The 26,052-nt window shown below is 61.9% G+C and carries 26 protein-coding genes, 1 tRNA gene, 1 rRNA gene and 1 pseudogene; 18 read left to right on the top strand and 11 right to left on the bottom strand.

Translation table 11 applies throughout. The annotated features are described in order from the left end of the window. Positions 1–20: 20 nt before the first annotated feature. Both rrf and GT370_RS15155 read left to right on the top strand, forming a co-directional pair. A 5S ribosomal RNA gene (gene rrf / locus GT370_RS15160) occupies positions 21–135 on the top strand. Positions 136–205: 70 nt separating this feature from the next. Then, positions 206–282: transfer RNA gene (locus GT370_RS15155), tRNA-Met, on the top strand. A 449-nt stretch (positions 283–731) separates the two neighbouring features. On the opposite strand, the gene GT370_RS15150 is transcribed toward GT370_RS15155, so the two are convergent. From GT370_RS15150 to GT370_RS15130, 5 genes are all read right to left on the bottom strand, one after another. Further along, entirely contained in the window at positions 732–1,379 is a 648-nt protein-coding gene (locus tag GT370_RS15150) for a UPF0149 family protein (protein ID WP_144052887.1), read from the bottom strand. After that, entirely contained in the window at positions 1,334–2,881 is a 1,548-nt protein-coding gene (gene tnpC / locus GT370_RS15145; RefSeq protein ID WP_008495811.1) for an IS66 family transposase, read from the bottom strand. The genes GT370_RS15150 and tnpC overlap by 46 nt, the downstream gene beginning before the upstream one ends. Positions 2,882–2,922: 41 nt before the next feature. Continuing rightward, positions 2,923–3,312: an IS66 family insertion sequence element accessory protein TnpB gene (gene tnpB, locus GT370_RS15140; RefSeq protein ID WP_144052888.1), complete on the bottom strand. Its 390-nt coding sequence runs from the start codon at positions 3,310–3,312 to the stop codon at positions 2,923–2,925. Beyond that, complete coding sequence (tnpA, locus tag GT370_RS15135; RefSeq protein ID WP_083878915.1) at positions 3,309–3,749, bottom strand: IS66-like element accessory protein TnpA; 441 nt, start codon at positions 3,747–3,749, stop codon at positions 3,309–3,311. Before tnpA ends, tnpB begins: the two co-directional genes overlap by 4 nt. A 77-nt stretch (positions 3,750–3,826) precedes the next feature. Next, complete coding sequence (locus GT370_RS15130) at positions 3,827–4,585, bottom strand: recombinase family protein (RefSeq protein ID WP_270183332.1); 759 nt, start codon at positions 4,583–4,585, stop codon at positions 3,827–3,829. A 51-nt stretch (positions 4,586–4,636) separates the two neighbouring features. Between GT370_RS15130 and istA the strand changes: the two are divergent. The 7 genes and pseudogenes from istA (at position 4,637) to GT370_RS21615 (ending at position 10,729) form a co-directional block, all read left to right on the top strand. After that, a pseudogene (gene istA / locus GT370_RS15125) lies at positions 4,637–6,165 on the top strand (IS21 family transposase). Further along, entirely contained in the window at positions 6,155–6,949 is a 795-nt protein-coding gene (gene istB, locus GT370_RS15120) for an IS21-like element helper ATPase IstB (protein ID WP_008495843.1), read from the top strand. The pseudogene istA and the gene istB overlap by 11 nt, the downstream one beginning before the upstream one ends. Before the next feature lie 110 nt (positions 6,950–7,059). Beyond that, positions 7,060–8,207, top strand: a protein-coding gene (locus GT370_RS15115) for an IS3 family transposase (RefSeq protein ID WP_270183331.1) whose coding sequence is annotated in 2 segments (ribosomal slippage) — positions 7,060–7,309 and positions 7,309–8,207 — 1,149 coding nt in all. Because the reading frame shifts where the segments join, the coding sequence is not laid out codon by codon here. Between the two features lie 124 nt (positions 8,208–8,331). After that, the gene (locus GT370_RS15110) at positions 8,332–8,814 is read left to right on the top strand and encodes a citrate/2-methylcitrate synthase (RefSeq protein ID WP_270183330.1); all 483 of its coding nucleotides are present in this window, start codon (positions 8,332–8,334) and stop codon (positions 8,812–8,814) included. Beyond that, positions 8,811–8,897, top strand: a complete 87-nt coding sequence (locus GT370_RS21620) for a hypothetical protein (RefSeq protein WP_442865546.1) — start codon at positions 8,811–8,813, stop codon at positions 8,895–8,897. The genes GT370_RS15110 and GT370_RS21620 overlap by 4 nt, the downstream gene beginning before the upstream one ends. Positions 8,898–9,086: 189 nt before the next feature. Then, the gene (locus GT370_RS15105) at positions 9,087–10,295 is read left to right on the top strand and encodes an IS256 family transposase (protein WP_008495841.1); all 1,209 of its coding nucleotides are present in this window, start codon (positions 9,087–9,089) and stop codon (positions 10,293–10,295) included. Next, the gene (locus tag GT370_RS21615; RefSeq protein ID WP_442865447.1) at positions 10,292–10,729 is read left to right on the top strand and encodes a citrate/2-methylcitrate synthase; all 438 of its coding nucleotides are present in this window, start codon (positions 10,292–10,294) and stop codon (positions 10,727–10,729) included. Before GT370_RS15105 ends, GT370_RS21615 begins: the two co-directional genes overlap by 4 nt. A 68-nt stretch (positions 10,730–10,797) precedes the next feature. Here the strand turns inward: GT370_RS21615 and GT370_RS15100 are convergent, their stop codons facing one another. Next, on the bottom strand, positions 10,798–11,073 hold the full coding sequence (locus tag GT370_RS15100; protein ID WP_270183329.1) for a hypothetical protein: 276 nt from the start codon (positions 11,071–11,073) through the stop codon (positions 10,798–10,800). Positions 11,074–11,528: 455 nt separating this feature from the next. Here GT370_RS15100 and GT370_RS15095 point away from each other — a divergent pair, with 455 nt between their 5' ends. The 8 genes from GT370_RS15095 to GT370_RS15060 all read left to right on the top strand — a co-directional run bounded on the left by GT370_RS15095 (position 11,529) and on the right by GT370_RS15060 (position 19,764). Next, the gene (locus tag GT370_RS15095; RefSeq protein WP_039885116.1) at positions 11,529–12,533 is read left to right on the top strand and encodes a hydroxyacid dehydrogenase; all 1,005 of its coding nucleotides are present in this window, start codon (positions 11,529–11,531) and stop codon (positions 12,531–12,533) included. A gap of 57 nt (positions 12,534–12,590) precedes the next feature. Then, positions 12,591–14,060, top strand: coding sequence for an MFS transporter (locus GT370_RS15090; protein ID WP_240376592.1), 1,470 nt, complete (start codon positions 12,591–12,593; stop codon positions 14,058–14,060). A 15-nt stretch (positions 14,061–14,075) separates the two neighbouring features. Further along, on the top strand, positions 14,076–14,951 hold the full coding sequence (locus GT370_RS15085) for an amidohydrolase family protein (protein ID WP_039885117.1): 876 nt from the start codon (positions 14,076–14,078) through the stop codon (positions 14,949–14,951). A gap of 27 nt (positions 14,952–14,978) precedes the next feature. Next, the gene (locus GT370_RS15080) at positions 14,979–16,310 is read left to right on the top strand and encodes an MFS transporter (protein ID WP_039885118.1); all 1,332 of its coding nucleotides are present in this window, start codon (positions 14,979–14,981) and stop codon (positions 16,308–16,310) included. 59 nt (positions 16,311–16,369) lie between these two features. After that, positions 16,370–17,041: an RraA family protein gene (locus tag GT370_RS15075; protein WP_008493804.1), complete on the top strand. Its 672-nt coding sequence runs from the start codon at positions 16,370–16,372 to the stop codon at positions 17,039–17,041. Continuing rightward, complete coding sequence (locus GT370_RS15070) at positions 17,038–18,051, top strand: amidohydrolase family protein (protein WP_008493805.1); 1,014 nt, start codon at positions 17,038–17,040, stop codon at positions 18,049–18,051. Before GT370_RS15075 ends, GT370_RS15070 begins: the two co-directional genes overlap by 4 nt. 15 nt (positions 18,052–18,066) lie before the next feature. After that, positions 18,067–18,987 (top strand): SMP-30/gluconolactonase/LRE family protein, encoded by a 921-nt coding sequence (locus tag GT370_RS15065; protein WP_008493806.1) that lies wholly within the window; start codon positions 18,067–18,069, stop codon positions 18,985–18,987. A gap of 75 nt (positions 18,988–19,062) precedes the next feature. After that, entirely contained in the window at positions 19,063–19,764 is a 702-nt protein-coding gene (locus tag GT370_RS15060; RefSeq protein ID WP_026440704.1) for an IclR family transcriptional regulator, read from the top strand. Between the two features lie 252 nt (positions 19,765–20,016). On the opposite strand, the gene GT370_RS15055 is transcribed toward GT370_RS15060, so the two are convergent. Beyond that, the gene (locus GT370_RS15055) at positions 20,017–21,066 is read right to left on the bottom strand and encodes a sensor domain-containing diguanylate cyclase (protein WP_270183328.1); all 1,050 of its coding nucleotides are present in this window, start codon (positions 21,064–21,066) and stop codon (positions 20,017–20,019) included. A gap of 222 nt (positions 21,067–21,288) precedes the next feature. On the opposite strand from GT370_RS15055, the gene GT370_RS15050 reads away from it, so the two are divergent. Next, positions 21,289–21,504 carry a helix-turn-helix domain-containing protein gene (locus GT370_RS15050; RefSeq protein WP_008493810.1) on the top strand — a complete coding sequence of 72 codons (216 nt, stop codon included), beginning with the start codon at positions 21,289–21,291 and terminating at the stop codon, positions 21,502–21,504. 86 nt (positions 21,505–21,590) lie between these two features. On the opposite strand, the gene GT370_RS15045 is transcribed toward GT370_RS15050, so the two are convergent. From GT370_RS15045 to GT370_RS15030, 4 genes are read right to left on the bottom strand one after another with little or no spacing between them, the layout of a single operon-like run. Beyond that, positions 21,591–23,372 (bottom strand): helix-hairpin-helix domain-containing protein, encoded by a 1,782-nt coding sequence (locus tag GT370_RS15045; protein ID WP_270183327.1) that lies wholly within the window; start codon positions 23,370–23,372, stop codon positions 21,591–21,593. After that, complete coding sequence (locus tag GT370_RS15040) at positions 23,306–24,694, bottom strand: PHP domain-containing protein (protein ID WP_270183326.1); 1,389 nt, start codon at positions 24,692–24,694, stop codon at positions 23,306–23,308. Before GT370_RS15040 ends, GT370_RS15045 begins: the two co-directional genes overlap by 67 nt. After that, positions 24,694–24,969, bottom strand: coding sequence for a hypothetical protein (locus tag GT370_RS15035; RefSeq protein ID WP_270183325.1), 276 nt, complete (start codon positions 24,967–24,969; stop codon positions 24,694–24,696). Before GT370_RS15035 ends, GT370_RS15040 begins: the two co-directional genes overlap by 1 nt. An 8-nt stretch (positions 24,970–24,977) precedes the next feature. Further along, positions 24,978–25,967 (bottom strand): Y-family DNA polymerase, encoded by a 990-nt coding sequence (locus GT370_RS15030; protein WP_270183324.1) that lies wholly within the window; start codon positions 25,965–25,967, stop codon positions 24,978–24,980. Positions 25,968–26,052 lie beyond the last annotated feature (85 nt).

Below are 26,052 nucleotides of genomic sequence, written 5' to 3'. Positions count from 1 at the left end.
TATATTGATAGGCTGGACGACCTGGTGGCTCTGGCGGGGAGCCTACACCCGATCCCATCCCGAACTCGGACGTGAAAATCCCCAGCGCCAATGGTACTGTGTCTTAAGGCACGGGAGAGTAGGTCGCCGCCAGGTCTTCCAGCCTATCAATACAAAAATAAAAAAACCGCCCAAGGGACACCAAGGGCGGTTTTTTACTCGGTGACGCGGGGTGGAGCAGCCCGGTAGCTCGTCAGGCTCATAACCTGAAGGTCCCTGGTTCAAATCCAGGTCCCGCAACCACCAATACCGAACTCATGAACAAGTCAGGAACGCCCTCAGTGCTACGCGCAGAGGGCGTTGTTTTTGTTGGGGTGGGAGGTAGGCCGAGACGAACCATCGAGGCCAGTGCGCCGGTCAGGATGATTTGCGGCTCGCCATCTTTGGGAGCTGGACCGACCTCTATCCGCTCAATCAGATCGCGCATGGCTTCCAGGGAAGCGTTATTGCTGCCGTTGGCCGCAGCGAGTTCGGTGTGTAATGCGGCAACCCGTTGCCGATACAGCCCAGCCAGGTTCGGGTGGATCGCAGGCGCTGGTGCTGCTGGGGCGGCGAGGCGCTCCTGCAACGACGCCTTCTGTTGGGAAAGATCGTCCAATTGCTGTTTAAGCTCGTCGCTGCGGAACCCATCCATGATGGCCTCGACGATTTTATCGTAACCGATGTGAGCCCCCCACGGGCTATGCTGTGATCTACCGTGAGGCTTCGGCGACGCGCTGTGGCATCCAGAATTCTCTGATTGCGGGGATAACGAGCGGGATGTCGTGGTAGGCGGTTTTGAGGTAGTCTTTTGTATTGATGCCGTTTGGCGGTGGGTTGATTGGCGCGCCGATCTGGTCGGCACAATAGAGCATGATCGGTAACATGAGGCCGCATTCGATACCGCGTGCCTCGCGCAGCGGCGCCCAGGCGCTCCATCGCAGCTTCATGGCATGGGCAAATCCCAGGCACCATGGTCCGGCGAATACGACGCCGGCGTCGGTGCGTTGGAAGATTGGTGCGTATGTTTGTGGCGCGGTCGAGAGGGTTTCGCTGATGGCGTTATGCCTGGCGACGATCGCCATAATGGCCTTGAGTGTTTTGCTATGCGCGGTGGCGATATTGCCCTTGGGTCCAAGCAGATCAAAGAACCATTCATCTGGGGAGATCGAGGAGGGACCAACGACAATGGCGGCGAGATAGCCGTCGAGCATCGAGACGCCATCGATGACGCGGTTCTGTTTCTCCAGCCAGGCGTCGAGCATTTCCATATCCATCGCACTGTCAGCCTGCGCGGTTCGGGTGCCAGCCTGCCTCATGCCGCAATGGCCTTTTGGGTCTGCGCCGCCTTCCAGTTCCACGGCAATAATTCGCCCAACGCATTTGCCTTCGTCGTGCCCGAGACCATCCGCTCCAGCACATCGGTGAGATAGGTCTGCGGATCGAGATCGTGCAATTTTGCCGTGTTGATGAGAGAGGCCAATATCGCCCAGCTCTCACCGCCGCCGGCGCTGCCGGCGAAGAGAGAATTTTTTCTGCCCAAGGCAATGGGCCTGATGCTGCGCTCAACGATGTTGCTGTCCACCTCCACCCGGCCATCGTTCAGGAACACGCACAGCCCGGCCCAATGACCCAGCGTGTAGCGGATCGCCTTGGCCAGCGTGGATTTGGCCGAAGTTTCCGCCAGCCTGTCGAGCAGCCAAGGCTTGAACGTCTCGAACAGCGGCAGGGTTTCCGCCTGGCGCACGGCCACGCGTGCTTCGGGGCTGGTGCCGCGGATACGCTTCTCGATGCGGTAGATTTCAGCAATGCGCAGCAACGCTTCGGCGGCGACCGGACAATCCGTTGCCTTATGCACCTCAAAAAACTTTCGCCGTGCATGTGCCAGGCAAAAAGCCAGCGTCACAGGGCCGCCGGCACGGCCGCGCCGGGTCAACCGATTATATCCGGCATAGCCGTCAACCTGCAGCACGCAAGCTTTGCCCGCGAGATGTTCCTCGACATGCTGACCTTTGCGATCCTCTGCATATAAATACACCACCGCCGGCGGCAGTGCTCCGCCCCAGGGGCGGTCATCGATCGCATAGGCCCAGATCCTTGCGATGCGCGTTCGTTTGCGGGTGCGATCCTGAACCGGCAAGGGCGTGTCATCGCAGAATAGTTTTGGCGCGCTCAAAACGATGGCGCTCAGCAATTCATGCAATGGCTTGCACCACCAAGCCAGCCGGGCGACCCAATGCACCAAAGTCGAGCGGTCGAGCATGATCCCCTGGCCGGCCAGCATCTGCGCCTGCCGGTTCAGCGGCATGTGCCAGGCGAATTTCATCACCGCCACATGCACGAGCAGCGCCGGGGTCGGCAGCCCGCCATCGACCGGTCGCGGCGGCGCCTTGGCCTGCACCACTGCCCCTTCACAAGAGCGGCAGCCATAGCGCGGCCGGTGAATGCGTTTTACGCGTAACACTGCCGGAACCACGTCGAGCATTTCGCTGACATCCTCGCCGATCACATGCAGCTTGCCCTGACAGCAAGGGCAAGCCTTGCGCTCCGGCTCGATCGTGATGTCCACCCGCGGCAGATGCACCGGCAGCCCGCCAATATTGCGCGCCGCCTTTCGCTGCGGCGGCCGGTTTGCGTTCGCCGGCGTTGGCGGTTTGGCGAGTTCCACCGGCGTGCCGGAAAGGTCATCCAAAGCGAGCGGTAACTGGGCCTCGGGCTCAACTTGTTTCTCGGATCGTGCACCAAACAAGGCCCGCTTCAAAGCCGCCACAACGGCCCGGAGGTTCTCGTTCTCCGCCCGCAGGGCTGTATTCAATGCCAGCAGATGCGCTGGATCATGCGGGGAATGTTGGTCATCCGACATGCACGCAAGCTACCAAACAGGCCCGCTGTGCCGCCAGCAAATTACAGCAATTTCTGCGAATTTTCCGCCGGGATCGAGGGCCTCACCAGCGCCGGAGAGCGTGCTGCAATCTGCGTCCAATCCATGCCAGCAAACAGCAGGCGTATCTGCGCGGGGCTCAGTGTGACGGCCCCGTCCTGCACCGGCGGCCAGGTAAATCCGCCTGCCTCCAATCGTTTGGTCACCAGGCAAAGCCCCGTGCCATCCCAAAGCAGCAGTTTAAGCCGGTCCGCGCGCTTGGCCCGGAACACGAAGACATCGCCCGCAAATGGATCGGCCGCCAAAACTTGCGCCACCAGGGCAACAAGACCATCCATGCCTTTACGAAAGTCGACCGGCTTGGACGCCACCATCACCCTTAACCCCGGCCGGGCCGGAATGCCCAGGATCATCGGGCTGGCCCGATCAGACCAAGCACCTGCCGCAAAACAGCCTGGTCAACCGCGCCTTCCACCCGGATCCGGGTACGCCCGATCTCTATCTCAATCGATCCCACGGCTTGATCCCGGGCCGAGGGCGGTCCAGCCGGTTCAGCCATAGGGCAACCAGCCACATCATCCACAATGCGCAACGGAACAAAATCCCCCGCCATCGCCAAATCATTCATCGCCTGGCGACGCCATGTCCAAAGTAAGCCCCGGCTCACCCCATAACGGCGCGCAACCTGCGTAACCACGGCACCAGGCGCAGCACTCGCGGCAAGAATCTCCGCCTTCTCCTCCCGCGTCCAATCCCGCCGCCGACGCCGCCCGGTGATCAGCTCAACACGATGGTAGCCATTGTCCTCATGACTGTGCTGATGTCTGGCTTTAGGACCGTCATTATCCACAATATCGCCCCACACAAATTCAGGGGCATACTGTCCAGTAAATCAAACCGCGCCGCGAGGTGGCGGACTCGCATCGGTTACATTTTATCGAGCTTGCGCTGGATCACGTTAAGGCGGTTTTGCTCCTGAACACGGTTGGCATTGCTCTCGGCAGCCAGACGATTCCACTCGGCGGTGAACTCAGTCACGAAGGCACCGACAGCCTCTGGATCCATTAGATTGTGCCGGAGCGCCTCAATGACAGCACTCTCCAATCGGGCCCGCTTGAGGCTGGTCCTGTTGGAGCAAGTGCCGCGCCGACGGGCCGGGCCGCATGCGAGGTAATCGCCGCCAAAGGCGCTCAGGACATGGCCGCAACAGGCGCAAAACACTTTGTTGGTCAGGAGATGCTTCGCGCGCCGCTTCTCCCAGAATTTGGGCCGATCGGGCTTATTGGCACCGGAAGCATCGCGGATATTTGCTAGGCGGCCTTGGACCTGGTCCCATAGCTCTTGGTCTACGATCCTCAAGCTCGGCACCTCCATCGTCGACCATTCTTCTTTGGGGTTCATGCGCGAAACGCGTTTACCGGTAGCTGGGTCTTTCAGATAACGCATACGGTTCCAGACCATGCGCCCGATATAGAGTTCGTTCCTTAAAATTCCCGTGCCGCGTGTGGCATGGCCACGGATAGTCGTATCCAGCCAGGGACGCCCTTCTGGACCTGGGATGGCTGCCTGATTCAGCTGCTTGGCTATGGCCAGGGGGGAGAGGCCTTCGGCGAAGCTTCTGAAATGTTGATTTCCGCTGAGATCTGACCCTGGAAGGCCGGATTTTTCCACTGAGATTTGACCCATGTTTGACTGTTTCCCCGTCTGGAACTGGCGGGGGCGAACGGAGTGTTGGACATGGCATTTTTGAGCATTATCCGCCGGTGGCATAAGCGTGAGCATGTGCCGATCCGGGAGATTTCCCGGCGGCTTGGGGTGTCGCGGAACACGATCCGCAAATATCTTCGATCTGATCTGGTGGAACCGAGATTTCAGGTGCCGGATCGGCCGAGCAAGCTGGACCCGTACGCGGAGAAGCTGGCGGCATGGCTGCGACGTGAGGCGAGCCGGCCGCGCAAGCAGCGGCGGACGGTGAAGCAGCTGTACGGCGACCTTGTCAGCCTTGGCTATGACGGCTCCTACAACCGTGTATCGGCCTTTGCCCGAGCCTGGAAGGAGGAGTGCCAGCGTCTGCAGCAGACCGCCGGGCGTGGCACTTTCGTGCCGTTGGCGTTTGCGCCAGGCGAAGCGTTCCAGTTCGATTGGAGCGAGGATTTCGCGGTCATCGGGGGTGTCCGCCTGAAGCTGCAGGTGGCGCATACCAAGCTGTCATACAGCCGCGCCTTCATCATCCGAGCCTATCTGCTGCAGACACATGAGATGCTGTTTGACGCGCATACCCACGCCTTCCGGGCGCTTGGCGGTGTGCCGCGGCGCGGCATTTACGACAATATGAGCACTGCCGTGGACAAGGTCGGCCGCGGCAAGGAGCGCAGCGTCAATCTGCGTTTCCAGGCGATGACCAGCCATTATCTTTTTGAACCTGATTTCTGCAATCGTGCGGCAGGTTGGGAGAAGGGGCAGGTTGAGAAGAACGTCCAGGATGCCCGCCACCGGCTGTGGCAGTCCATGCCGCCCTTTGAGACCCTCGACGCCCTCAATGATTGGCTGGAGCAGCGCTGCCGGGAGCTGTGGGCGCAAACCGCGCATGGTGGCGAGCCGGGGAGTATTGCCGATGTCTGGGCGAGCGAGGTCGAGAGCCTCATGCCGATGGGGCGGCCGTTCGATGGGTTCGTGGAACACACCAAGCGGGTCTCCTCGACCTGCCTGATCCATTTTGAGCGTAACCGCTACAGCGTACCGGCCTCTTTCGCCAACCGGCCGGTCAGCCTGCGGGTCTATCCCAACAGGCTGGTGGTGGCGGCGCAAGGGCAGATCATCTGCGAGCATCCGCGCATCATCGACCGGACGCATAATGGCCCGGGCGCACCATCTATGACTGGCGGCATTATCTGGCGGTGATCCAGCGCAAGCCGGGCGCCTTGCGCAACGGCGCGCCCTTCCTGGAATTGCCCGATGCCTTCAAACAGCTGCAACAGCCTCTTCTGCGCCGCCCCGGCGGTGACCGGGAGATGGTGGAGATCCTGGCCCTGGTGCTGCACCATGACGAGCAGGCGGTGCTGGCGGCGGTGGAACTGGCTCTGGAGGATGGCGTGCCGGCCAAGACGCATATCCTCAACCGGCTCCACCGGCTGATCGACGGCACACCCGCCACCCCGCCAGCGGTAACCGCGCCGCAGGCGCTGAGCTTGGCCAATGAGCCCAGGGCCGATGTCGAACGCTACGACAGCTTGCGCCAAACCAAGGAGACCCGCCATGCGTCATGATCCCGCCGCCGGCGCGCTTGTCATCATGCTGCGCAGCCTGAAGATGCACGGCATGGCACAAGCGGTCGACGAACTGGCGCAGCAGGGCGCGCCAGCCTTCGAGGCCGCCATCCCGGTGCTCTCTCAACTGCTGAAGGCCGAGACCGCCGAGCGCGAGGTCCGCTCCATGGCTTACCAGCTCAAGGCGGCGCGCTTCCCGGCCTACCGCGACCTCGCCGGCTTCGACTTCGCCAGCAGCGAGGTCAACGAGGCCCTGGTCAGGCAGTTGCATCGCTGCGACTTCATCGAGCCCGCGGACAATGTTGTGCTCGTCGGCGGGCCGGGCACCGGCAAGACCCACATCGCCACCGCACTCGGCGTGCAGGCCGTCGAGCATCACAAAAAGCGTGTCCGCTTCTTCTCAACCGTCGAACTGGTCAACGCCCTGGAACAGGAAAAAGCCCAGGGGCGGAGCGGCCAGATCACCGGCCGTCTGATCCATGCCGATCTCGTTATCCTCGATGAGCTCGGCTATCTGCCCTTCAGCGCCTCGGGCGGGGCCTTGCTGTTCCACCTGCTCAGCAGGCTCTACGAGCGTACCAGCGTCGTTATCACCACTAATCTGAGCTTCAGCGAATGGTCCGCCGTCTTCGGCGACGCCAAGATGACCACCGCCCTCCTCGATCGCCTCACCCACCACTGCCACATCCTCGAGACCGGCAATGACAGCTTCAGGTTCAAGCACAGCTCGGTGCAGAAAAACCAAAAACGAAAGGAGAAAAATCAGGCCTTGACCCCATCTTGAAACCCAAACCATAACCAAGAGGCGGGTCAATTCTCGGTGGAATTCCATGAGCTGCTGCCGGTTTGGTGGACACGAGGATAAGATCGTGACCCATGAACCGGAGGACGAATATGGCGAGACGAAAGTTTGGAGCTGAATTCAAAACCGAGGCTGTAAAGCTGGTTACGGAGCGGGGCGTATCAGTTGCTCAGGCGGCGCGTGACCTGGATCTGGCGGAGAGCGTGTTGCGGCGCTGGATGCGTGAATTGGCGGCGGCGCCTGCGACGGCGTTCCCTGGCCATGGCCAGCAACGGGCCGATCTGGCTGAGATTGCGGCCCTCAAGAAGGAGGTCGCCAAGCTCAAGGCGGAGCGTGACATCCTAAAAAAGGCCGCGGCATTCTTCGCGAGAGAGTCGACGTGAAGTTTGCCTTCATCGCGAAGCACCGGCATATCTGGCCGGTGAGCTGGCTGTGTGCGGCTCTTGAGGTGTCGCGTTCCGGCTTCCATGCCTGGCTCAAACGGCCTGCCTGTGACCGGGCTGTGTACGATGGGAAGCTGGCGTTGGCGATCGACACGAGCTTCAAGGCCAGTGACAGAACCTATGGTGCGCGCCGCGTGTGGCATGATGTGCTCGAAGAAGGCCTGGCCTGCGGCTTGCACCGGGTTGAGCGGCTGATGCGCGAGAACGGCTTCCGGGCGCGCCCGAAGCGCCGGGCCAAGCCGAAGGACGAGGGCGAGCGTGCGGTGATCGCCGATAATATCCTTGATCGGAAGTTTGCCGCCGCCCGGCCAAACCAGAAATGGCTGGCTGACTTCACCTATATCTGGACCGCCGAAGGCTGGCTGTATGTGGCCGTGGTTCTTGACCTCTTCTCCCGGCGCATCGTCGGCTGGTCGATGAAGGCGGAACGCGATGCGGCGCTGGTCATGGATGCGTTGATGATGGCCGTCTGGCGCCGCGGCAAGGCCGACGCGCTACTTCATCATTCAGATCAGGGCTCGCAATATACCAGCGAGCAATTCCAACGCTTGCTGGCTGATAATGGCATTACCTGCTCAATGAGCCGGGCCGGCAATGTCTGGGACAACTCGGCAATGGAGAGCTTCTTCTCTTCACTCAAAACCGAGCGCACGGCTGCCAAAACCTACCGCACCCGTGACCAGGCCCGGGCCGATGTGTTCGACTATATCGAGCGTTTCTATAACCCACGACGCAGGCATTCGAAATTGGGCTATCTCAGCCCCATGGAGTTCGAGGCCAAGGCCGTGCTAGCTTAACTCGCTGTCCACCAAACCGGCAGCAGCTCACCAGGGTCAGATCTCAGCGGAAATCAACAGCTACCTTGCCTCAGATGTCGAGCGGCTCGGAGACAGGAAGGAAAAGGGCCGTAAGCCCAAGGAAGTGGCGAAAGCGACGTTGAACTTCGGACTGCCCGTTCTGGAGTCCGAGATTACGCTGATCGAAAACGAGCGCCTTTACTTTCGAGGCGTCAATGCATTGGAGATTGCCCGCACGCACAGTGTTGAGGCGGCGGCGGCGCACCTCTGGCAATGCGATATCTCTGCGTTCGACCGTTCCGCGCCCACGTCTCACGGTTATCTCTCGGCGGTGATGGATAACTTCCGGCAACGGCGTGCAGAAGAGACGCTGTTGACACTCTTCACGCTGGCAAGTGACGATGCCGGAACTGCACTGTGGCAGACGTCGCAGCAACGCCTGGCGGAAGGTAGTATTGATCTTGTGCGCATCCTGGCTGGATGCTTGCTCGGCACAGAGCCGAATGCAAAGCCGCTTCATCAGCAATGCGCAGACGTCTGGGGCATCGATAGCCGGGGGCGGACCTCATTCGCAGGGCCCTCGTTCTTTGTGCTGACCATGAATTGAACGCATCAAGTTTCACGGCGCGTTGCGTTGTATCGACCGGAGCAAGCCTGAGAGCCGGCATCGTCGGGGATTGGCCGCATTGACGGGCGGCCGCCATGGGGCGACCACCGCTCGCGGTGAAGCGCTTTGGGACGAGGTCGTAGGTGATGAAATGGTAGTGTCCGCGCTGTTGGTGGACTTTCATCCCTCGTAACGGTGTAGCGTGAGGTGGTCATCGGATCATTTGGCTATGGTGGAGTTGCGAGACTTCCCCCTGGAGCCTGGAGAACCCGATGACCGAGGAGAGATTACCACTTGCCGAGCTGCTGGCCAAAGCCGGTGACGGCGATTTTCTGCGCAGCGTTGCGGAAGCTGTGGTGCAATTGCTGATGGAGACTGATGTAGACGGCCTGATCGGTGCCGGGCGGTACGAGCGTAGCGGCGAGCGCGCGACGTATCGCAACGGCTACCGGGACCGGGCTCTGGACACGCGGCTTGGCAGCCTGCAACTGCGTATCCCCAAGCTGCGGCAAGGCAGCTACTTCCCGCCCTTCCTGGAGAGCCGCCGGACCTCGGAGAAGGCCTTGAGCGCGGTTATTCAGGAAGCCTGGATCGGCGGCGTCTCGACCCGGCGGGTGGACGAGCTGGTGCAAGCGATGGGGCTGTCGGGGATCAGCAAGAGCACGGTCTCGAAGCTGTGCAAGGACATTGACGAGCGGGTGAATGCCTTCCTCGACCGGCCGCTTGCCGGTGACTGGCCGTATCTGTGGCTGGATGCGACCTACCTCAAGCAGCGCGAGGGCGGGCGGATCGTCTCGGTTGCCGCGATAATCGCCGTGGCAGCGAACACTGACGGCCGCCGTGAGATCGTCGGCCTGCACATTGGTCCGTCCGAGGCCGAGACCTTCTGGGCAACCTTCCTCAAGAGCTTGGTGCGCCGCGGCCTGCACGGGGTTAAGCTGGTCATCTCGGATGCCCATGAGGGGCTGAAGGCGGCGATCCGGCGGGTCATGGGCGCATCCTGGCAGCGCTGTCGGGTGCATTGGATGAGGAACGCGCTGTCCTATGTCCCGAAGGCCCAGCAGAACATGGCATCCGCCGCGTTGCGCCAGGCGTTCATCCAGCCTGACCGCGCCAATGCCAGCCAGACCCTGCGCCATGTCGCCGATCAGCTCCGCGGCAAGTGGCCAAAGCTCGGCACGTTTATCGATGACAGCGAGATCGACGTGCTGGCGCACATGGATTTTCCCGCCCAGCACCGGACCAAAATCCACAGCACCAACCCCTTGGAACGCTTGAACAAAGAGGTCAAACGCCGCGCCGATGTCGTAGGCATCTTTCCAAACGAGGCAGCGATCATCCGGCTGATCGGTGCCGTGCTGCTGGAGGCAAACGATGAGTGGCAGACACAAAACCGGTATATGCAGATCGAGGGAATGGCTGAACTTACACCCCCGCTGATCAACGCTGAACCAAACCAGATTTCCACTGCAGCCGCATGATCGATGGCCACTTCAGCTACACCAGAATGTCCACCACATTGACGGACGCTACCGATGAAATCGGTACGAAGATACGCCAGCGATTAGCACGAGGCGATGACATTCCCGGTTTCGGCCATCGATTGTATCCATCTGGAGATGTTCGCGCGGCAGATCTGCTGTCGTCCATGGCGCCCCTCGATCGCGACTGCGAAGAGCTCATGAATCACGGGCAACATCTGACCGGGGCCCGGCCTTCCATAGATCTTGCGCTTGTAGCCCTACGTCGCCAGCTTCGGCTACCGCTCGGAGCTGCTTTCGGTCTCTTTGCCTTGGGCCGTTCTATCGGTTGGATCGCCCACGGTCTCGAACAGCGACGCAATCCCGAAATCATTCGGCCACGCGCGGCTTACACCGGGCTTATACCATCTGCCACTGATCAAGTTTTCGAGTGACTCCGGAAGAAGCATGAACTCCAAGGGGTAAGCGCTATCTTCGCGTGCAGTTTTCCCTAAGCGGAAAATCATGCGGTGATGAAGCTGACCTCGTTTGGCTTGAAATCCTCCAGCACCTTATCTGGCGCATCATTGTCAATGATCACCGACGTCACCTCGGAAAGCGGAATGATACGATAGGGTGATGCGGCCCCAGCTTTTCGTTCTATGATCTTGCCAATCTTGCGCTCGATCGTGGTCAGGCGGCTCTGGTCATGCGCCCGGTCGGCATTGCTCTCGGCGGCCAGCCGGTTCCACTCGGCGGTGAATTCGGCGACGAACTCCCGTACCGCCTCAGGCTCCATCCTACTTGGAAGTTGGAGCCTCCGGCAAAGCCGGGGCGGTTCATCCAAACCGGCAGCAGCTCATAGACCGGAGGCAACCGCCAAGGTGGCGGAGAGCTGGTACAGTGTAATGCCCAGCCATTGCAGTTGATGCAGCCAGCCAGCCGAAGGCGCTGGAGCGCCACGCCCCACCTCTTCCTCAAGCGCCCCGCTTGCAGCCTTGCGTGCTGCTGCGCTCCCGCGCCGCCAGCGCTTCGCTTGGCACCACCAGGCGGATCCACTAGGCACTGTTATATTTCAGAATGACGTTCTATTTTAATTTGCAACGTCGTTCTGTTTTTGCTTAACTGGCGCCGAGGCTGGCGGGCGAGCGGTGAATGGCGTGCGACGGCCCTCAAAAAAATAGTGGAGGTCTCGGCGGTGAAGCTTGTTTGTACATTCGGCATTAGAATTCCGTTCGCGGCGGCTGCACGCCGATGAGATCCGTGCTTGTGACCGGTCCGGCCCTGAACGAAGCCGCGATGGCGCTGGCTGCCCGCCACAATGTGCGGGTAATAACCATGACACCGTATGCCGCCCCTGATGAAGCCGCTGCCCTCCTGGCGGCGGAGCAGGCTGATGCCGTGATCGTGCGTATGGGCCGCCTCACCGATGCGGCGATCGCCGCATCGTCGCGGTTGAAGATCATCGTGAAGCACGGCGTCGGTGTCGATACAATTGATGTCGACGCCGCCACAAAACGTCAAATTCCCGTGCTGACGGCCCTTGGCGCGAACGCACAATCGGTTGCCGAGCATGCGCTGGCGCTGATGTTCGGCGTATCGCGATCGATCCCGTATTTGGATGGCCGGATCCGCCAGGGGCATTGGGATAAGGCGACAAGTATCGGAACCGAGTTGTTTGGGAAAACGCTCGGTATTGTCGGGCTGGGAATGATTGGCCGCATCCTTCTGTCGCTGGTGCAGCCTTTGCGCATGAAACTGCTGGCGTTCGATCCTAAAATCTCCGCGGATATGAAGGAGACGCTGGATATAACGGGCTTGACGCTCGTGGACGATCTGGACGCGCTCTTGCAACAGAGCGATTATGTGAGCCTGCATTGCCCGCTGACGCCCTCGACCCGAGGCATGATCGGCCCCTCGCAGCTGGCGCTGATGAAGCGGGACGCATTTTTGATCAATACCGCGCGAGGGGAATTGGTTGATATGGCGGCGCTGGCCAGCGCGCTTGCCGAAGGAAAAATTGCCGGCGCCGGCCTCGATACGTTTTCGATCGAGCCGCCGCCGGCCGATAGTGATCTATGGCCGTTGCACAACCTCGTGGTCACGCCGCATGTGGGAGCCAATACGCATGCCGCCGCCGCCCGGGTGGGCTTGATGGCGATGCAGCACGTTCTGGATGCGCTGGATGGAAAAGCCATCGATCCCCGCTTCGCGGTGAATCCCTCCGTACTCAACCTTAAAGCCGTTACTACCGCCTAAAAAGAGCGAGGCATCACCAAGATGCCATCCAAAAAACCCTGATTGGGAGACGTTCATATGAAAACAAAAATAACCGCCGCCGCAGCGATGGCTGGGGTTGGCGTTAATAACCAGACTGGCCGCGGCGGGCGAGATGACGCATCGGCGAGTATCGCGGCGCGGCTTGATCGTTTGCCAGCGTCGCGAACAATCTGGATCATGGTGTGTCTCATCGCCCTGGGCGGCTGGTTTGAATTCTATGACGTATTTTTCATCGGATATGTCGCGCCGGGGATGATCAAGTCTGGCTTGTTCAAGCCGGAATCGCTTGGCATATTATCACATCTGAGCGTGCTTTCCTTCTCTGGTTTCGGCACGTTTGTGTTCGCGACCTTCGCCGGGTTGTGGGTCGGCACGCTGATGGTCAGCCAGTTGCTCGACCGCTTCGGCCGCCGCGCCGTCTTCACCTGGGCGCTCCTCTGGTATCTCGGCTGCAATGCCGTGATGGCGTTCCAGCAGACCGGCTTCGCGCTCGATGTCTGGCGTTTTCTCGGCGGCATCGGCATCGGCATCGAATTTACCACGATCGATACGTACCTCGCGGAATTGATGCCCCGCCATATCCGTGGCCGCGCTTTCGCCGTTCAACAGATGGTGTCGTTTTGCGCGGTTCCCTTTGTCGCGCTGTTATCGTGGCGCCTGGTGCCGCTTTCCCCCTTTGGGTTTGACGGCTGGCGCTGGGTTGTTTTGATCGGAACCGCTGGCGCGGTTGTCGTCTGGTTCATGCGTCTGGGGTTGCCTGAGAGTCCGCGCTGGCTGGCAAAGCATGGGCGGTTCGTGGAAGCGGATCAGATCGTGAGCGGCCTTGAGCGCCGTGTCATGGCCGAAACCGGCCGCGTCCTGCCGCTGCCGTCCGCCGACCTGCAGGACGATAGCGGGAAAGGCAGTTACGGTGAGATGTTCCGAGCACCTTATCTGCGCCGGCTCGTGATGCTCTCACTGTTTAACTTCGCTGGCGCATTCAGCTATTACGGCTTCGCGGCCTGGGTGCCGACGCTGCTTGCGCATCGTGGGATCACCGTTACGCATAGTCTAGAATATGCCTTTATCATCGCCATCGCCAATCCGTTCGGGCCGTTGTTCGGGCTCTTATTCGCCGAACGCTTCGAGCGCAAATGGATCATGTGCGTCGGCCTGGCGGCGATGATGACGTTCATGTTGCTGTTCGCGCAACTTTCCTCGGGAGCAGCGTTGATCGCTTGCGGGGTGCTGTTCACGCTTGCCGCGAATATCCAGGCTTTTGCCAGCCACAGCTATCAGTCGGAGATATTCCCGACCCGGTTCAGAATGCGCGCCGTGGGGTTCGTCTGGTCCTGGCTCCGCCTGTCCTCGGCCTTCTCCGGCTTGATCGTTGGGTATCTTCTCAACTCCGGTGGCGTTCTGTCCGTCGCCGTGCTGATCGGCGGCACGACCTTGCTGCAAATCTTGCTGATCGCCATTTTGGGCCCGAGATCGACGGGGCTGGCGCTTGAAGAGATCAGTCACTGACCGGTGAACCGAAGCATGAATGCGCAGGGTCAGACAATGTTGCTCTGGTCGGGTACGGTGCGCGGACCGGCGATATCCGTACCGGCCGGGGCGACCGATTGTCATCATCATATCTACCAGTCTCGCTATCCCGCGGATCCGATGGCAAGCCTGCCGCATGCGGATGCGAGTCTGGAAGATTATAGGCGGTTGGCAAATTGCCTAGGATTCACGCGGCATATCATTGTTCAGCCGTCTCTCTATGGCATAGATAATCGTTGTATGATGGAGGCGCTCGGCCTTGCCGGGGCCTACGCCAGAGGGGTCGCCGTGATCGACGGATCCGTCCCGCGGCGCGCGCTTATAGAGATGCACGCACGCGGGGTACGCGGCATCCGGATCAATGCGCGCCTGCCGGGACGTGTCGGGCTGGCAAACTTGCAAGAGCTTGCCTGGATAGTCGCTGAATTTGGCTGGCATGTTCAACTCGCCCTGTCGCCCGACCAGCTGGTCGAGATCGCGCCGCTTTGCAGGCGCCTTCCTTGCCAGCTTGTGTTCGATCACATGGCCTATCTGCATGCGCATGGCGGCGCCGGACATAGTGGATTTGGGGTGCTCATTGACCTCATGCAAACAGAGAAAGCCTGGGTGAAATTATCCGGCCCTTATATCGGGCGGCCCTTTGCCGGGCCGGCCTACGAGGATGCGGTCACACTCGGGGCGATGCTCGCGCGCGCGGCGCCAGATCGGCTGCTCTGGGGAACGGACTGGCCCCATCCCACGGTTCAGTCTCCCAAGCCGGATGATGCGGCATGGCTGGACCGGCTGGCTGAGATCGTGCCGAACGACACGGATCGACTCCGTATTCTCGTCGAAAATCCAGCCAAAATGTACGATTTTCAGAAACTTTAAAAACTAAAACATATCGAGGTAGGCCCCATGGACTCGTCCCAAACTGGTAAATTTCATGCCGAGGCGTCGGCGCCAAACACCCTATCCGCCGTGCGTCTCGATCCATGGCGAGTATCCCTGGCGGCCGCTATGGGATCCTTCCTGGAGTATTACGATTTTGGTGTGTACGGGGTCCTGGCGATCTCCCTGGCGCCTTTGTTTTTTCCGGCCGGGGACGCCACGGCGTCTCTGCTTTCGGCGTTGCTGGTTTATGCGTTCGCTTTCGTGGTCAGGCCTATCGGCGCCGTTTTCTTCGGTTGGTTGGGCGACCGCCACGGCCGCAAGAATGCGCTGATTGCCACGATCATTGGCATGGGCCTGACCAGCGCGCTCGTCGGCGTTCTTCCGACTTATGCGCGTATCGGCTCGTTGGCGCCGATCCTTTTGGTGCTGCTCAGAATCGCCCAAGGGTTCTTTGCCGGCGGCGAGGTGAGCGGTGCCGCCACTTATGTTGCGGAATGCGCCCCTGAAGGCCGGCGCGGCTTTTTCGGCTCCATCAATGTGGCGGGTGTTGTCGCCGGCGGTGCCGGCGCGGCGATTACCGCTGCGATTGTGCGCACGATGGTCTCGCACGCCGCGTTGCTCAGCTGGGGCTGGCGGATTCCGTTTTTTCTGTCACTCCCATTGCTGTTTGTTGGCCTTTACGCGCGGCTTCGCCTGGCGGACTCACCGCATTTCCTTGAGGTGGCTGAACGGCACGAGACCGCGAAAGCCCCCTTGCATACGGTGCTGACGCAACATCTTGGCGGCCTCCTGCAGACGATGGGGCTGGCATTTGGCATGACCCTGACGGGTCTTTTCTCCAGCGTGTATTTGTTCATTTATCTTGTGCATGTCGTGAAATTGCCCCTGGCCTGGGCGTCCTGGGTCTTCGCGATTGTCGAGCTCGTCGCGGTAGGCCTGATTCCCCTGGTGGGATGGCTCTCGGATCGCGTCGGCCGCAAGCCGCCCGTGGTGCTGGGTTTTCTGGGTTATCTCGTCATCACACCTCTGAGCATGATCGTGATGCACGACCAAAATCTTGCCCTGGATGCATTCATGCTGTTGTTGCTGGCGGTTCCGCATGCCGCGGTGCAGGGGGCGGCCTACCCGATTTATCCGGAGCTGTTTCCCACCCGCGTGCGCTATACCGGCATGGCCACCGGCTTCAATGTCGCCATCGTCCTGGGCGGCGGCCTGGCGCCCTACATCTCCACGCTGCTCGCCGGCCTCACCGGGGCCTCCTGGGCGCCCAGCCTCTACGTCATGTTCGGTTCAGTGGTTGCGCTCATCACCCTGGCCACGATCCGCGATGTTCGCCGTTCGCCGCTTGCGGACTGAGGCGTCGGAAATTTCAATAACAGTTAGCATTCAATAACAGTTAGCAAAGGAGATATGCCATGCCGATAGGTTTTCGGATTTGTGAACGGACCCGCAAGGTTGATGCGCAGACGGTCGAGGGGTTTCGCGCGCTTCCCGTCGCCAATGTGAGCGACGCGATGAGCCGTATGGCGGCTGGCGGATCGCGGCTTCGCCCGCTTCACGCCGGCGGCGTGCTGGCCGGGCCGGCGATCACGGTGAAGGCCCGGCCCGGGGATAATCTGATGCTGCACAAGGCGCTCGACATGGCGGATCCAGGCGATGTCGTGGTGGTGGATGCCGGCGGCGATCTGACCAACGCGTTGATCGGCGAGTTGATGATCGCGCATGCGCAAACGCGCGGCCTTGCGGGCATCGTGATCAATGGCGCGGTCCGGGATCTCGCGGCGATCCGGGCCGGTACCTTCCCGATTTTTGCCGCAGGTGTCACCCATCGCGGGCCGTACAAGGATGGCCCAGGCGAAATCAATGTAAACATCGCGATCGACGGCATGGTGATCGCGCCGGGCGATCTGATTCTGGGCGATGATGACGGGCTCGTCGTCGTCCCGTTCGAGGAGACGGAAACGGTTTTCGCCGCCGCCAGCGCGAAGCATAAGGCGGAGACCGCGCAAATGGCGCAGATCCGCGGCGGCGGGCAGGACCGAAGCTGGGTCGATGCAACGCTCAAGCGTTTGGGTTGTGCCGTATGACGGACCGGCCGCCGGCCGCATCCTCCCCGCATATTCCGGTCCGGCCGGAATGGCTGGACTTACGCGACGAGTCCCCGCTGCCTTTTGAGGCGCCGATCATCGATGCGCATCATCATTTGTGGGACCGCCCGGGGTCTCGCTACCTCGAAGCGGAATTGCGGGAAGATATCACGCAGGCTGGCGGCGTCGCGGCGACAATCTATGTCCAATGCCGGTCATTTTACGCTGCCGACGGGCCGGAGGCGTTCCGGCCCGTCGCCGAGGTCGCGTTTGCCGCGCAATTGGCGGCGCAGGCGCAAGCGGCGGGCGGCCCGCGCCTCTGTGCCGCCATCGTCGGTGGGGCAGATCTGTGCCTGGGGGACCAGGTGGCGCCGGTTCTGGAGGCCATGCAGCAGGCCGGAGCGGGCCGGTTTCGCGGCATCCGCAACCCGCTCGCCTGGCACCCCGACCCTGCGATCCGCTCCAGCCCCATTCTGCCCCCGCCCGGGCGAATGGCGGACCGGCGGTTTCGTGAGGGGGTGGCATGGCTTGGACGCCTTGGTCTCACCCTCGATATCTGGGCCTATCAGACGCAGCTGGCCGAGGTTTTTTCACTGGCCGCCGCCTTTCCGAATGTTTCGATCGTGCTCGATCATCTCGGCGGCAGGCTGGGCGAGGCGCAGGACCAAAGCTGGCGGGCGGAGCTGCTGGCGCTTTCGCGCTTGCCAAATACCTATCTCAAACTTGGCGGCCTGGGCATGCCCGTGGCGGGGTACCGGTTTCATGAGGCGCCTGTGCCGCCCTCCTCGTTGGTGCTGGCTGAGGCGTGGCGCGCGCCGATCATGGCCTGCATCGAGATGTTTGGGCCCGATCGCTGCATGTTTGAGAGTAATTTTCCAGTGGATAAGGGAATGTTCGGCTATGTCACGCTCTGGAACGCGTTCAAGCATCTTACCGAGCGCTTTACCCGATCCGAGCGGAGCGCCTTGTTTGGCGGCACCGCCTCGCGCGTTTACGATCTTGCGCTTTAACCAGGAGAGCGGATTATGAGCTTCTTCCCGCCGCCTTACCGGACCGAGACCACGGTTTTCACCCGGCTGCCCGACCGCTTTCGCGCCTCCAGGCGTACCGCCTGGAGCGATGCGAACCGGATGGGACAAGAGGTGGATTCCTTTCTAGAAGGCCCGTCCTTCGATCGCGCCGGCTGGCTGTACGTGACGGACATCCCGTTCGGTCGCATTTTTCGTATCTCGCCCGACGGCGAGTGGGAGCTTGTCACCGAATATGATGGCTGGCCCAACGGCCTCAAAATCCACCAGGATGGAAGGTTGTTTGTAACCGACTACAAGCAGGGGTTGGTCGTCGTCGATCCAGCAACCGGCGCGGTCACACCGCTTCTGGAGACGGTGGGCTCGGAGGGGTTCAAAGGGGTCAATGATCTCATATTTGCGGCGAATGGCGATCTCTATTTCACGGATCAGGGCCAGACCGGTTTGCAGGACCCCACCGGCAGGGTCTATCGACTCTCCGCTACCGGGGCGCTGACATGCCTGATCGGCACGATACCAAGCCCCAACGGTATCGTTATCGGGCCGAATATGGATTATCTGCTTGTCGCCGTGACCCGCGCCAACCAGATTTGGCGTATCCCTCTGCTGGCCAGCGGCCTGGTCGCGAAGGTCGGCATATTCTCGCATCTCCATGGCGGCCCAGGCGGCCCGGACGGTCTGGCGCTCGACGAGGAGGGCAATTTGCTGGTCGCCCACACCGGGTTCGGCACGGTCTGGCGCCTCTCGCCACGGGCTGAGCCGCTGGAACGGATCGTCTCCAGCGCCGGCTATTCCACCACCAATCTTGCCTTCGGCGGCTCGGCGCGGCGCGAGCTGTTCATCACGGAATCGCAGACCGGGACGATCTTGAAGGCGGGGCTTGCGGTGCCGGGCCAGCGCTTATACAGCCATAGCTGATGATAATTTTCGGGCGACGTGACGAACCCAAGCGGGCGCCGGAACGGCTGAGCGTCAAGGGCGCGATTGAAGGCGATGGATAAGGATCAGGAGACCGCGGCGGTATCGGGCGTTGCCGCGGCAGACAGGGTGCTGACAATACTGACGGCGTTCCAGAAGGGCGACGGTGCGGTGGAGCTGGCGGAGCTGGCCGCGCGTACCGGGCTCGTCAAAAGCACGATCATGCGTTTGGCGGTGTCGCTCGAACGGTTCGGCCTGGTTGTGCGGCTGCCGGGCGGCCGTTATCGTTTGGGCGCGGAAGCGCTGCGTCTGGGCGCCGTCTACCAGCACTCCCTGGACATCGAACAATTCGTGATGCCGATCCTGGAACGGCTGGTTGCCGGGATAGGTGAGACGGCCTCTTTCTATGTGCCTCATGGCAAGAGCAGACTCTGTCTCTATCGGGTCGACTCGATGCACAGCCTGCGCATGCATGTGCAGCCCGGCGATATCCGGCCGATGGATCAATCCGCGATCTCCCAAGTTTTGCGCGAATATGCGGCGGGGCCCGGCAGCGCGGCCGAACTGGATCCGCCGGTTTACAGCGGCGGCATTACCGACCCCCATACCGCCGCGCTCGCGATGCCGGTCTTCGGGGCGGGGCAGCGTCTTGTCGGCGCGCTCGCGGTATCAGGGCCGATCACGCGGCTGACCGCGGCGCGCGCTACCCAAGTCCGCGATCAGTTGCGCAATGGCGGGCTGGAGCTGACCATGAGTTTGGGCGGCGACCGCAGATAAGCGCGCACGGCGCCTGCTCCCTTTCTGTGGTTTACTCCCCTGGCGGCGCTCTAGCACTACAGTTGCATTTTATTGCGAGTTCTCAATCAATGGGCAACCGTGATACAGGCTCTGATAAGTGGCGATGCATCTGCTGAAGAGACATTGGGGCGTTGGGCGTCATCGCTCCGAGATGTGAAGGGCGCATACGGCCCTTATTCACGCAGTCTCGTATTACGGCGTCGGCGGGTGGTGCTGGCCTCTGGCGGCAGTTTATCGCGAAGGAGAAACCAGATCGCGGGGGAGCAAAGTAACCTGATTGCCGCCCTTGCGCTTGGAGAGATACATCGCCTCATCCGCATGTTTGAGCAAAATCTCCGGTTCCGAAAAATCCAGCGGATAGATGGTGGCGCCGAGGCTGGCGGTTATTTTGTATCGTTCATCGTTGCTATTGCAGCCTTCGAGAACGGCGCCGACGATACGGTTCAGGATCGAAAGAATTTCCTGGGAGGAACGTAGATCCTCCAGGATGACGACAAACTCGTCCCCGCCAAATCGCGCGACCATGTCGATGTCACGGACGATGCTTTGGATCGCGCTGGCCGCCAGGAGCAGCCGTTGATCTCCTGCGGCATGGCCGAGTTCGTCATTGATGATTTTGAAGCCATCCAGATCGATCACGGCGAGCGCCATGAGGGACTGGCTGCGGCAGGCGCGCTTTTGCGCGTTGACGAGGCGCAGCATGAATGTGCGCCGGTTTGGCAAACCTGTCAGCGGATCCGTGAGGGAGAGGGTCTCAAGCTGCGCCTCTAAAGCCTCACGATAGACGGCTGAGCCGGTAAGGGCGGCGAACATCTCGGCAATGGCAAGGCTTGTGGCGTTGGGTGGCGCTGGCTGCCGGTGCAGCCAGGCAATTGCGATGGCGCCGCTGAAGCCGGCCGGGCCAGGCAGTGGCACAACCAGATTGGCGCGCAGCCCCGCCCCCACGAAATCCAGCATGGCATCCGCGCTGTTGGGATAATCAGGCGTAAACAGCGCGCGGCCCGAGGCGAGCGCGCGCCCAACCGTGCCCTGGCTGGCGGAGAAGCTGAATTTGACGATAGGGGTTTGGTTGAGCTGTTCCAGTCCGTGGAACAGTTTGTAGCGTAACTGCCCTGGTTCATCGTAAACGATCAGCGCCACGCCATCGGCGCCGAGGAGCTGGGCCAGGCGCTCAGCGGCCGCGGCGAAGAATTCGGGGAAAGAGAAAATCTTGAGCAAGCCGGTCGTGGCCCGCATGGCCATCTCCCAGCGTTGTATATCATCCCAGGCCGACTGCTCCATATCATGCATTGGCTTATGCCCGTTTCGTTCTACCGATCATCTGTACCGTTCCGGTGGCGTCGTGTGGAGCCGGGGCCGCGCGGAAATCGATGCATTCAAGTAGGATAGGGTGATGATCATTGTTCGGAGAATCCGTCCTCGCACATGTTCTTACCACACTCCGCATGAAATACATATTATAGTTTATAAACTTAAAGTGTGTAAGCGGGCAATGCATGCCGCATGGATATGCGGCAATTGGTGGGACGGAATTTTGCCCGGCTGCGCAAGGCCAGGGGCCTGACGCAGGAAGAGGTTGAAGCGCGTTCGGGTGTCAGCCAGCAATATTTGAGCAGCTTGGAGCGGGGGCGGCGGAATCCGACCGTGATCACGCTATATGAATTGGCGCGGGTGCTCGACGTTACCGTGGGCGATCTGGTGCAGGTGGATGAGGAATGAGCCGCTCGGCGGATCGCCCAGAAGCGCACCCCTTGCGGGTGCGCAACCAGGGGCTTGGCCCCTTGGTTACCTTATCTCTGCCTGCCTCAATGAAAATCGCGGCTTTTGCCGACAACCCGTTCCTGGCGCGGATGGCCGGGGCGACGGTTCGCGGGCGGGGCGGCATCAGGGCCATCGAGGCCGGTGATCCAGCCGGAGCGGTCGGCCAGGCGTTCGACGGTGATGTGGGTGACACCTTCTTCTGAACGTTGCAGCCGCCCTTCTGCGATGAGCAGCGTGGCGCCGAGGATTTTTTGCCGCAGGCTTTGCACCAGCGATGGCCAGACGATGAGGTTGGCGATGCCGGTCTCGTCCTCAATGGTGATGAACACCGTGCCCTTGGCCGTGCCGGGGCGCTGGCGGACGATCACCACCCCGCCCAGGCGCAGCTTTGTCCCGTTCCGGGCCTGGGTGGTCTGCATGCAGGTCACGGCACCGGCTGCCGCCAGTCTGTCGCGCAGCAGCGCGCAGGGGTGAGCGCGCAAGCTGAGGCCAAGGCTGCGATAATCCGCCACCACTTCCTCGCCTGCACTCATCAAGGGCAGTTCGGCTTGCGGTGCGGCGCATGGGGCGATCAGCGCCGCGCCTGTCTGGCGCACTGCCACCTGCCATAACGCCTCGCGGCGGCCAGAAATCAGGCTGCCCAGTGCGCCGGAAGCGGCTAAAGCTTCCAAAGCGGCTTTGGGCAGGTGCAGCTCTTCGATGCTGGTGAACCGCCGCCCGGCCAGTTGCGTGGCCCAGCCTTGCTGGAACCCGTCTACGAGCCGCAAGCCCAGCCGCAGCGCACCGCCTTCCAATGTGCAGTCCCAGGCGGACGCATTCACATCCACCGGCAACACCTCCACCCCATGCGCGCGGGCGTCGCGGATGATCTGCGCCGGGGCATAGAACCCCATTGGCTGGGCATTGATGAGTGCTGCCGCAAAAGCCGCCGGGTGGTGGCATTTGAGCCAGGCGGAGACATAAACCAGCTTGGCGAAACTCGCCGCATGGCTCTCGGGAAACCCGTAAGAGCCAAACCCCTCGATCTGCCGGAAACAGGCCTCGGCAAAGTTTCGTTCATAACCACGCTCGACCATGCGCCCGACCATCATGGTTTTGAATTTGTCGATGGTGCCGAGATTACGGAAGGTTGCCATGGTCCGGCGCAAGCCGTTGGCTTCCTCGGGCGTGAATTTTGCCGCCACCATGGCGATCTTCATGGCCTGCTCTTGGAACAAGGGCACGCCCATGGTTTTGCCGAGAATCTCTTCCAGTTCATTCGGCTGGCCGCCGGCGCGGGCCGGGTAGCTCACGGCCTCCTTGCCCTGGCGGCGGCGTAAGTAAGGATGCACCATATCCCCTTGGATCGGGCCGGGTCGGACGATGGCGACCTCGATGACGAGGTCGTAGAATGTTTGCGGGCGCAGGCGCGGCAGCATGTTCATTTGTGCCCGGCTTTCCACCTGGAACACGCCGATCGAATCACCTTGGGCCAACATCTCGTAGGTAGCTTTGTCCTCGGGCGGGATATCCGCCAGATCATGGATGCCGAGCAGCGCAAAGCATTTGCGGATGCAGGTAAGCATCCCCAGCGCCAGCACATCCACTTTCATCATTTTCAGCGCGTCGATGTCGTCCTTGTCCCATTCGATGAAGCTGCGGTCCGCCATGGCGGCGGGACCGATGGGTACGCTCTCATCCAGCCGCCCTTTGGTGAGCACGAAACCGCCAACATGCTGGGAGAGATGACGCGGCAGCCCCACCAGATCGCGCGCGATGATCAGCGCGCGTTTGAGGCGCGGCTCCTCCGGATCCAGCCCGGCCTCGCGCAGCGTATCCGCCCCCATAACTCGTCGCCGGGATTCCAGGTCTGGGCCGCCAATATCGCGGCGGTGGCGTCGGGCAGGCCCAGCACCTTCGCCACCTCGCGGATGGCCGAGCGCGGGCGGTAATGAATCACCGTGGCGGCGATGGCGGCGCGGTGGCGGCCATAACGGGTGTAGAGGTACTGGATGACCTCCTCGCGCCGCTCATGCTCGAAATCCACATCGATATCTGGCGGATCGCCCCGCTCGGCGGAGACGAAACGCTCGAACAGCAGGTCGCTCTCGGCAGGGTCCACGGCGGTGATGCCGAGCGCGTAGCACACCGCCGAATTGGCCGCCGAGCCGCGCCCCTGGCAGAGAATTTTATGCACGCGCGCATGGCGCACGATGTCATGCACGGTGAGGAAATAGCGCGCATAGGCCAGCTGGGCGATGACGGAGAGTTCCTTGTCCAGCAAGCTTTGTACTTTCCGCGGCACGCCAGCGGGGTAACGCCAAGTGGCACCTTCCTGCACCAGATTGGCCAGATGCTCATCCGGTGTCAGCCCCGGCGGCACCGGCTCATCCGGGTATTCATAGGAAATCTGGTCCAGCGAGAAATGCAGCCGGTGCAAAATCTCCTGCTGGCGGCTGAGCGCTTCTGGGAATTTGCGGAACAGCCGGGTCATCTCCGCCGGGGATTTGAGATGCCGCTCGCCATGCGGTTCCAGCAAAAGCCCGCCCTGCTCGATGGTGCGGCCATGGCGGATGCAGCGCAGCACATCCTGCAACTCCCGGATGGCGGGGCTGTGATAGAGCACGTCATTCGCCGCGACGAGATGTAGGCCGTTGGCTTGCGCGAGATTTTGCAGGGCGGTGAGCCGCGCCAGATCATCCGGCGCGTAACGGCGCAATGCCGCGACATAAAGCTGCCCGCGCAATTTGGCGGAGGCCAGGCGCAGCCAGGCGGTGAACGCATCATCCAGTATTGGCGGCGGCACCGCGATGAAAATCTGCCCCTCGGCATGGGCCACAACATCTTCAAACCGGAGCCGGCATTCGCCCTTGGGCGCGCGGGCTTTGCCCAGGCTCAACAACCGGCAGAGCCGCGCCCAGGCGGCACGGTCAGAGGGGTAGCAGACCAGATCCGGCGCATCCTCCAGCACCAGCCGGCTGCCCGCCAGCAGGCGTAGCCCCGCCGCCTTCGCCGCCACATAAGCGCGCACCACCCCGGCCACTGTGTTGCGATCGGCAATGCCGATGGCGCCATGCCCCAGCGCTTGCGCCTGCTCCACCAGGCTTTGCGGATGCGAGGCCCCTTCCAAGAAGGAGAAGGCGCTCTGGCAGAGCAGCTCCGCATACATCAGGCGAACAGCCCGTGCAGATACCAGCGCGGTACGGCTACGCCCTCATGCAGCCCGGCGCGGAACAGCCAGAAGCGGGCCGCTTCCATATCTTCCACCTGATAATAATCCCGAATCTTCTCCGCCTCCGGCCGGGTGGGGTCATGCGGGTGCGCCCACCAATCCCGCGCGATGCGCTCCGGCCCTGTCGCCCAGCGCAGCCGGTGGGTTTTACCGTCCCAGGTGAATTGCACCGGCGGGTCATCCGGCACCGGGGCGATGGCGGTGATAAGCACAGGCGGGTTCAGTAAACGCAGCGGGCGGGGTGATGCGGCTTGGGCCACGCCACGGGTTGGGCCTTCACGGTCACCCGCTCCGTGGCGAATTCGGGGATATGCGAGGCATGCGGCGCCACGCGCCAGATGCGGGTGGAACCCAGACGGTTGAGCAGCGTGTTCAGGGGGCGGGCATAATCCGGGGGTTTGGCGCCCATATCCTGTTGCACCAGGGCCAGCGGTTCGGTGAGTGGGGCCTCCAGGGCAACCGCCTCGATGCCAAAGCCTGGATCGATCTCCTGCGCCAGTTTTTCGATCAGCAATTTGGCGATTTGCGCTTCATCCCGGCAGGGGGCGGCAAAGGCGAGGTGGATCGCCGGGCAGGCGCGATCCACCCGGTAAAACCGGGCGGTGAGTGCGGTTGCGCCCAGTGTGGCCGCGGTCAGGCGCGCGCAGAGCCGGGCCGCCAGCTTGGTCAGCGCCGCCTGTAACTGTGCGGGCAGCCATAACGGTTCCATAAACGGCTCCGCTTCGCGCCATTCCGGCGGCGCGGTGATGAAGCGGATGACCTCCGGCGCCTCACCCAGCGCCTGGGCCAGGCGTAAGGCGGGCGCTTGCCCATAGCCCGCCACCAGCCCGGCCCGTGGCAGCCGCGCGAGCTGCCCGATGGTGCGAATGCCGATGCGGCGCAGCCGGGCGATGGGTTCCGGTGCAAGCCGCAGGGCTGCCAGTGGCAGGAGCAAAATATCAGGGCTGCCCGGCTTGCCGTAGCGCGCCAGCCCCCAGGCGGCGGCGGCGGTATCCGCGACCGCCATGCGGGCATTGGGGAGCCGTGCCGCCAGCCGGGCTAGCAGCCCGGTCTCCCCGCCAAACAGATGCGCGCAGCCGGCAATGTCCAGCATCACCCCGTCTGGCGGATCAAGCGCGGTGAGCGGTGTAAAAGCCTGGCACCACAGCGCCAGGGCGGCCAGATCATCCGGCCCGGCGCAGGCCAGGGAGAGAAAGCGGCGCTTCTGCATCCCATCCCTCCTTCAGCGCAAACAGATATGTCCCCGGCATGGCGCCCTTGGCGTAGAGCAGCTCCGCCCGCAACGCCGGGGCATG

The organism is Acidocella sp. MX-AZ03 (assembly GCF_027626035.1).
GTDB lineage: Bacteria > Pseudomonadota > Alphaproteobacteria > Acetobacterales > Acetobacteraceae > Acidocella > Acidocella facilis.
This window is presented reverse-complemented; position numbering and strand designations above follow the sequence as displayed.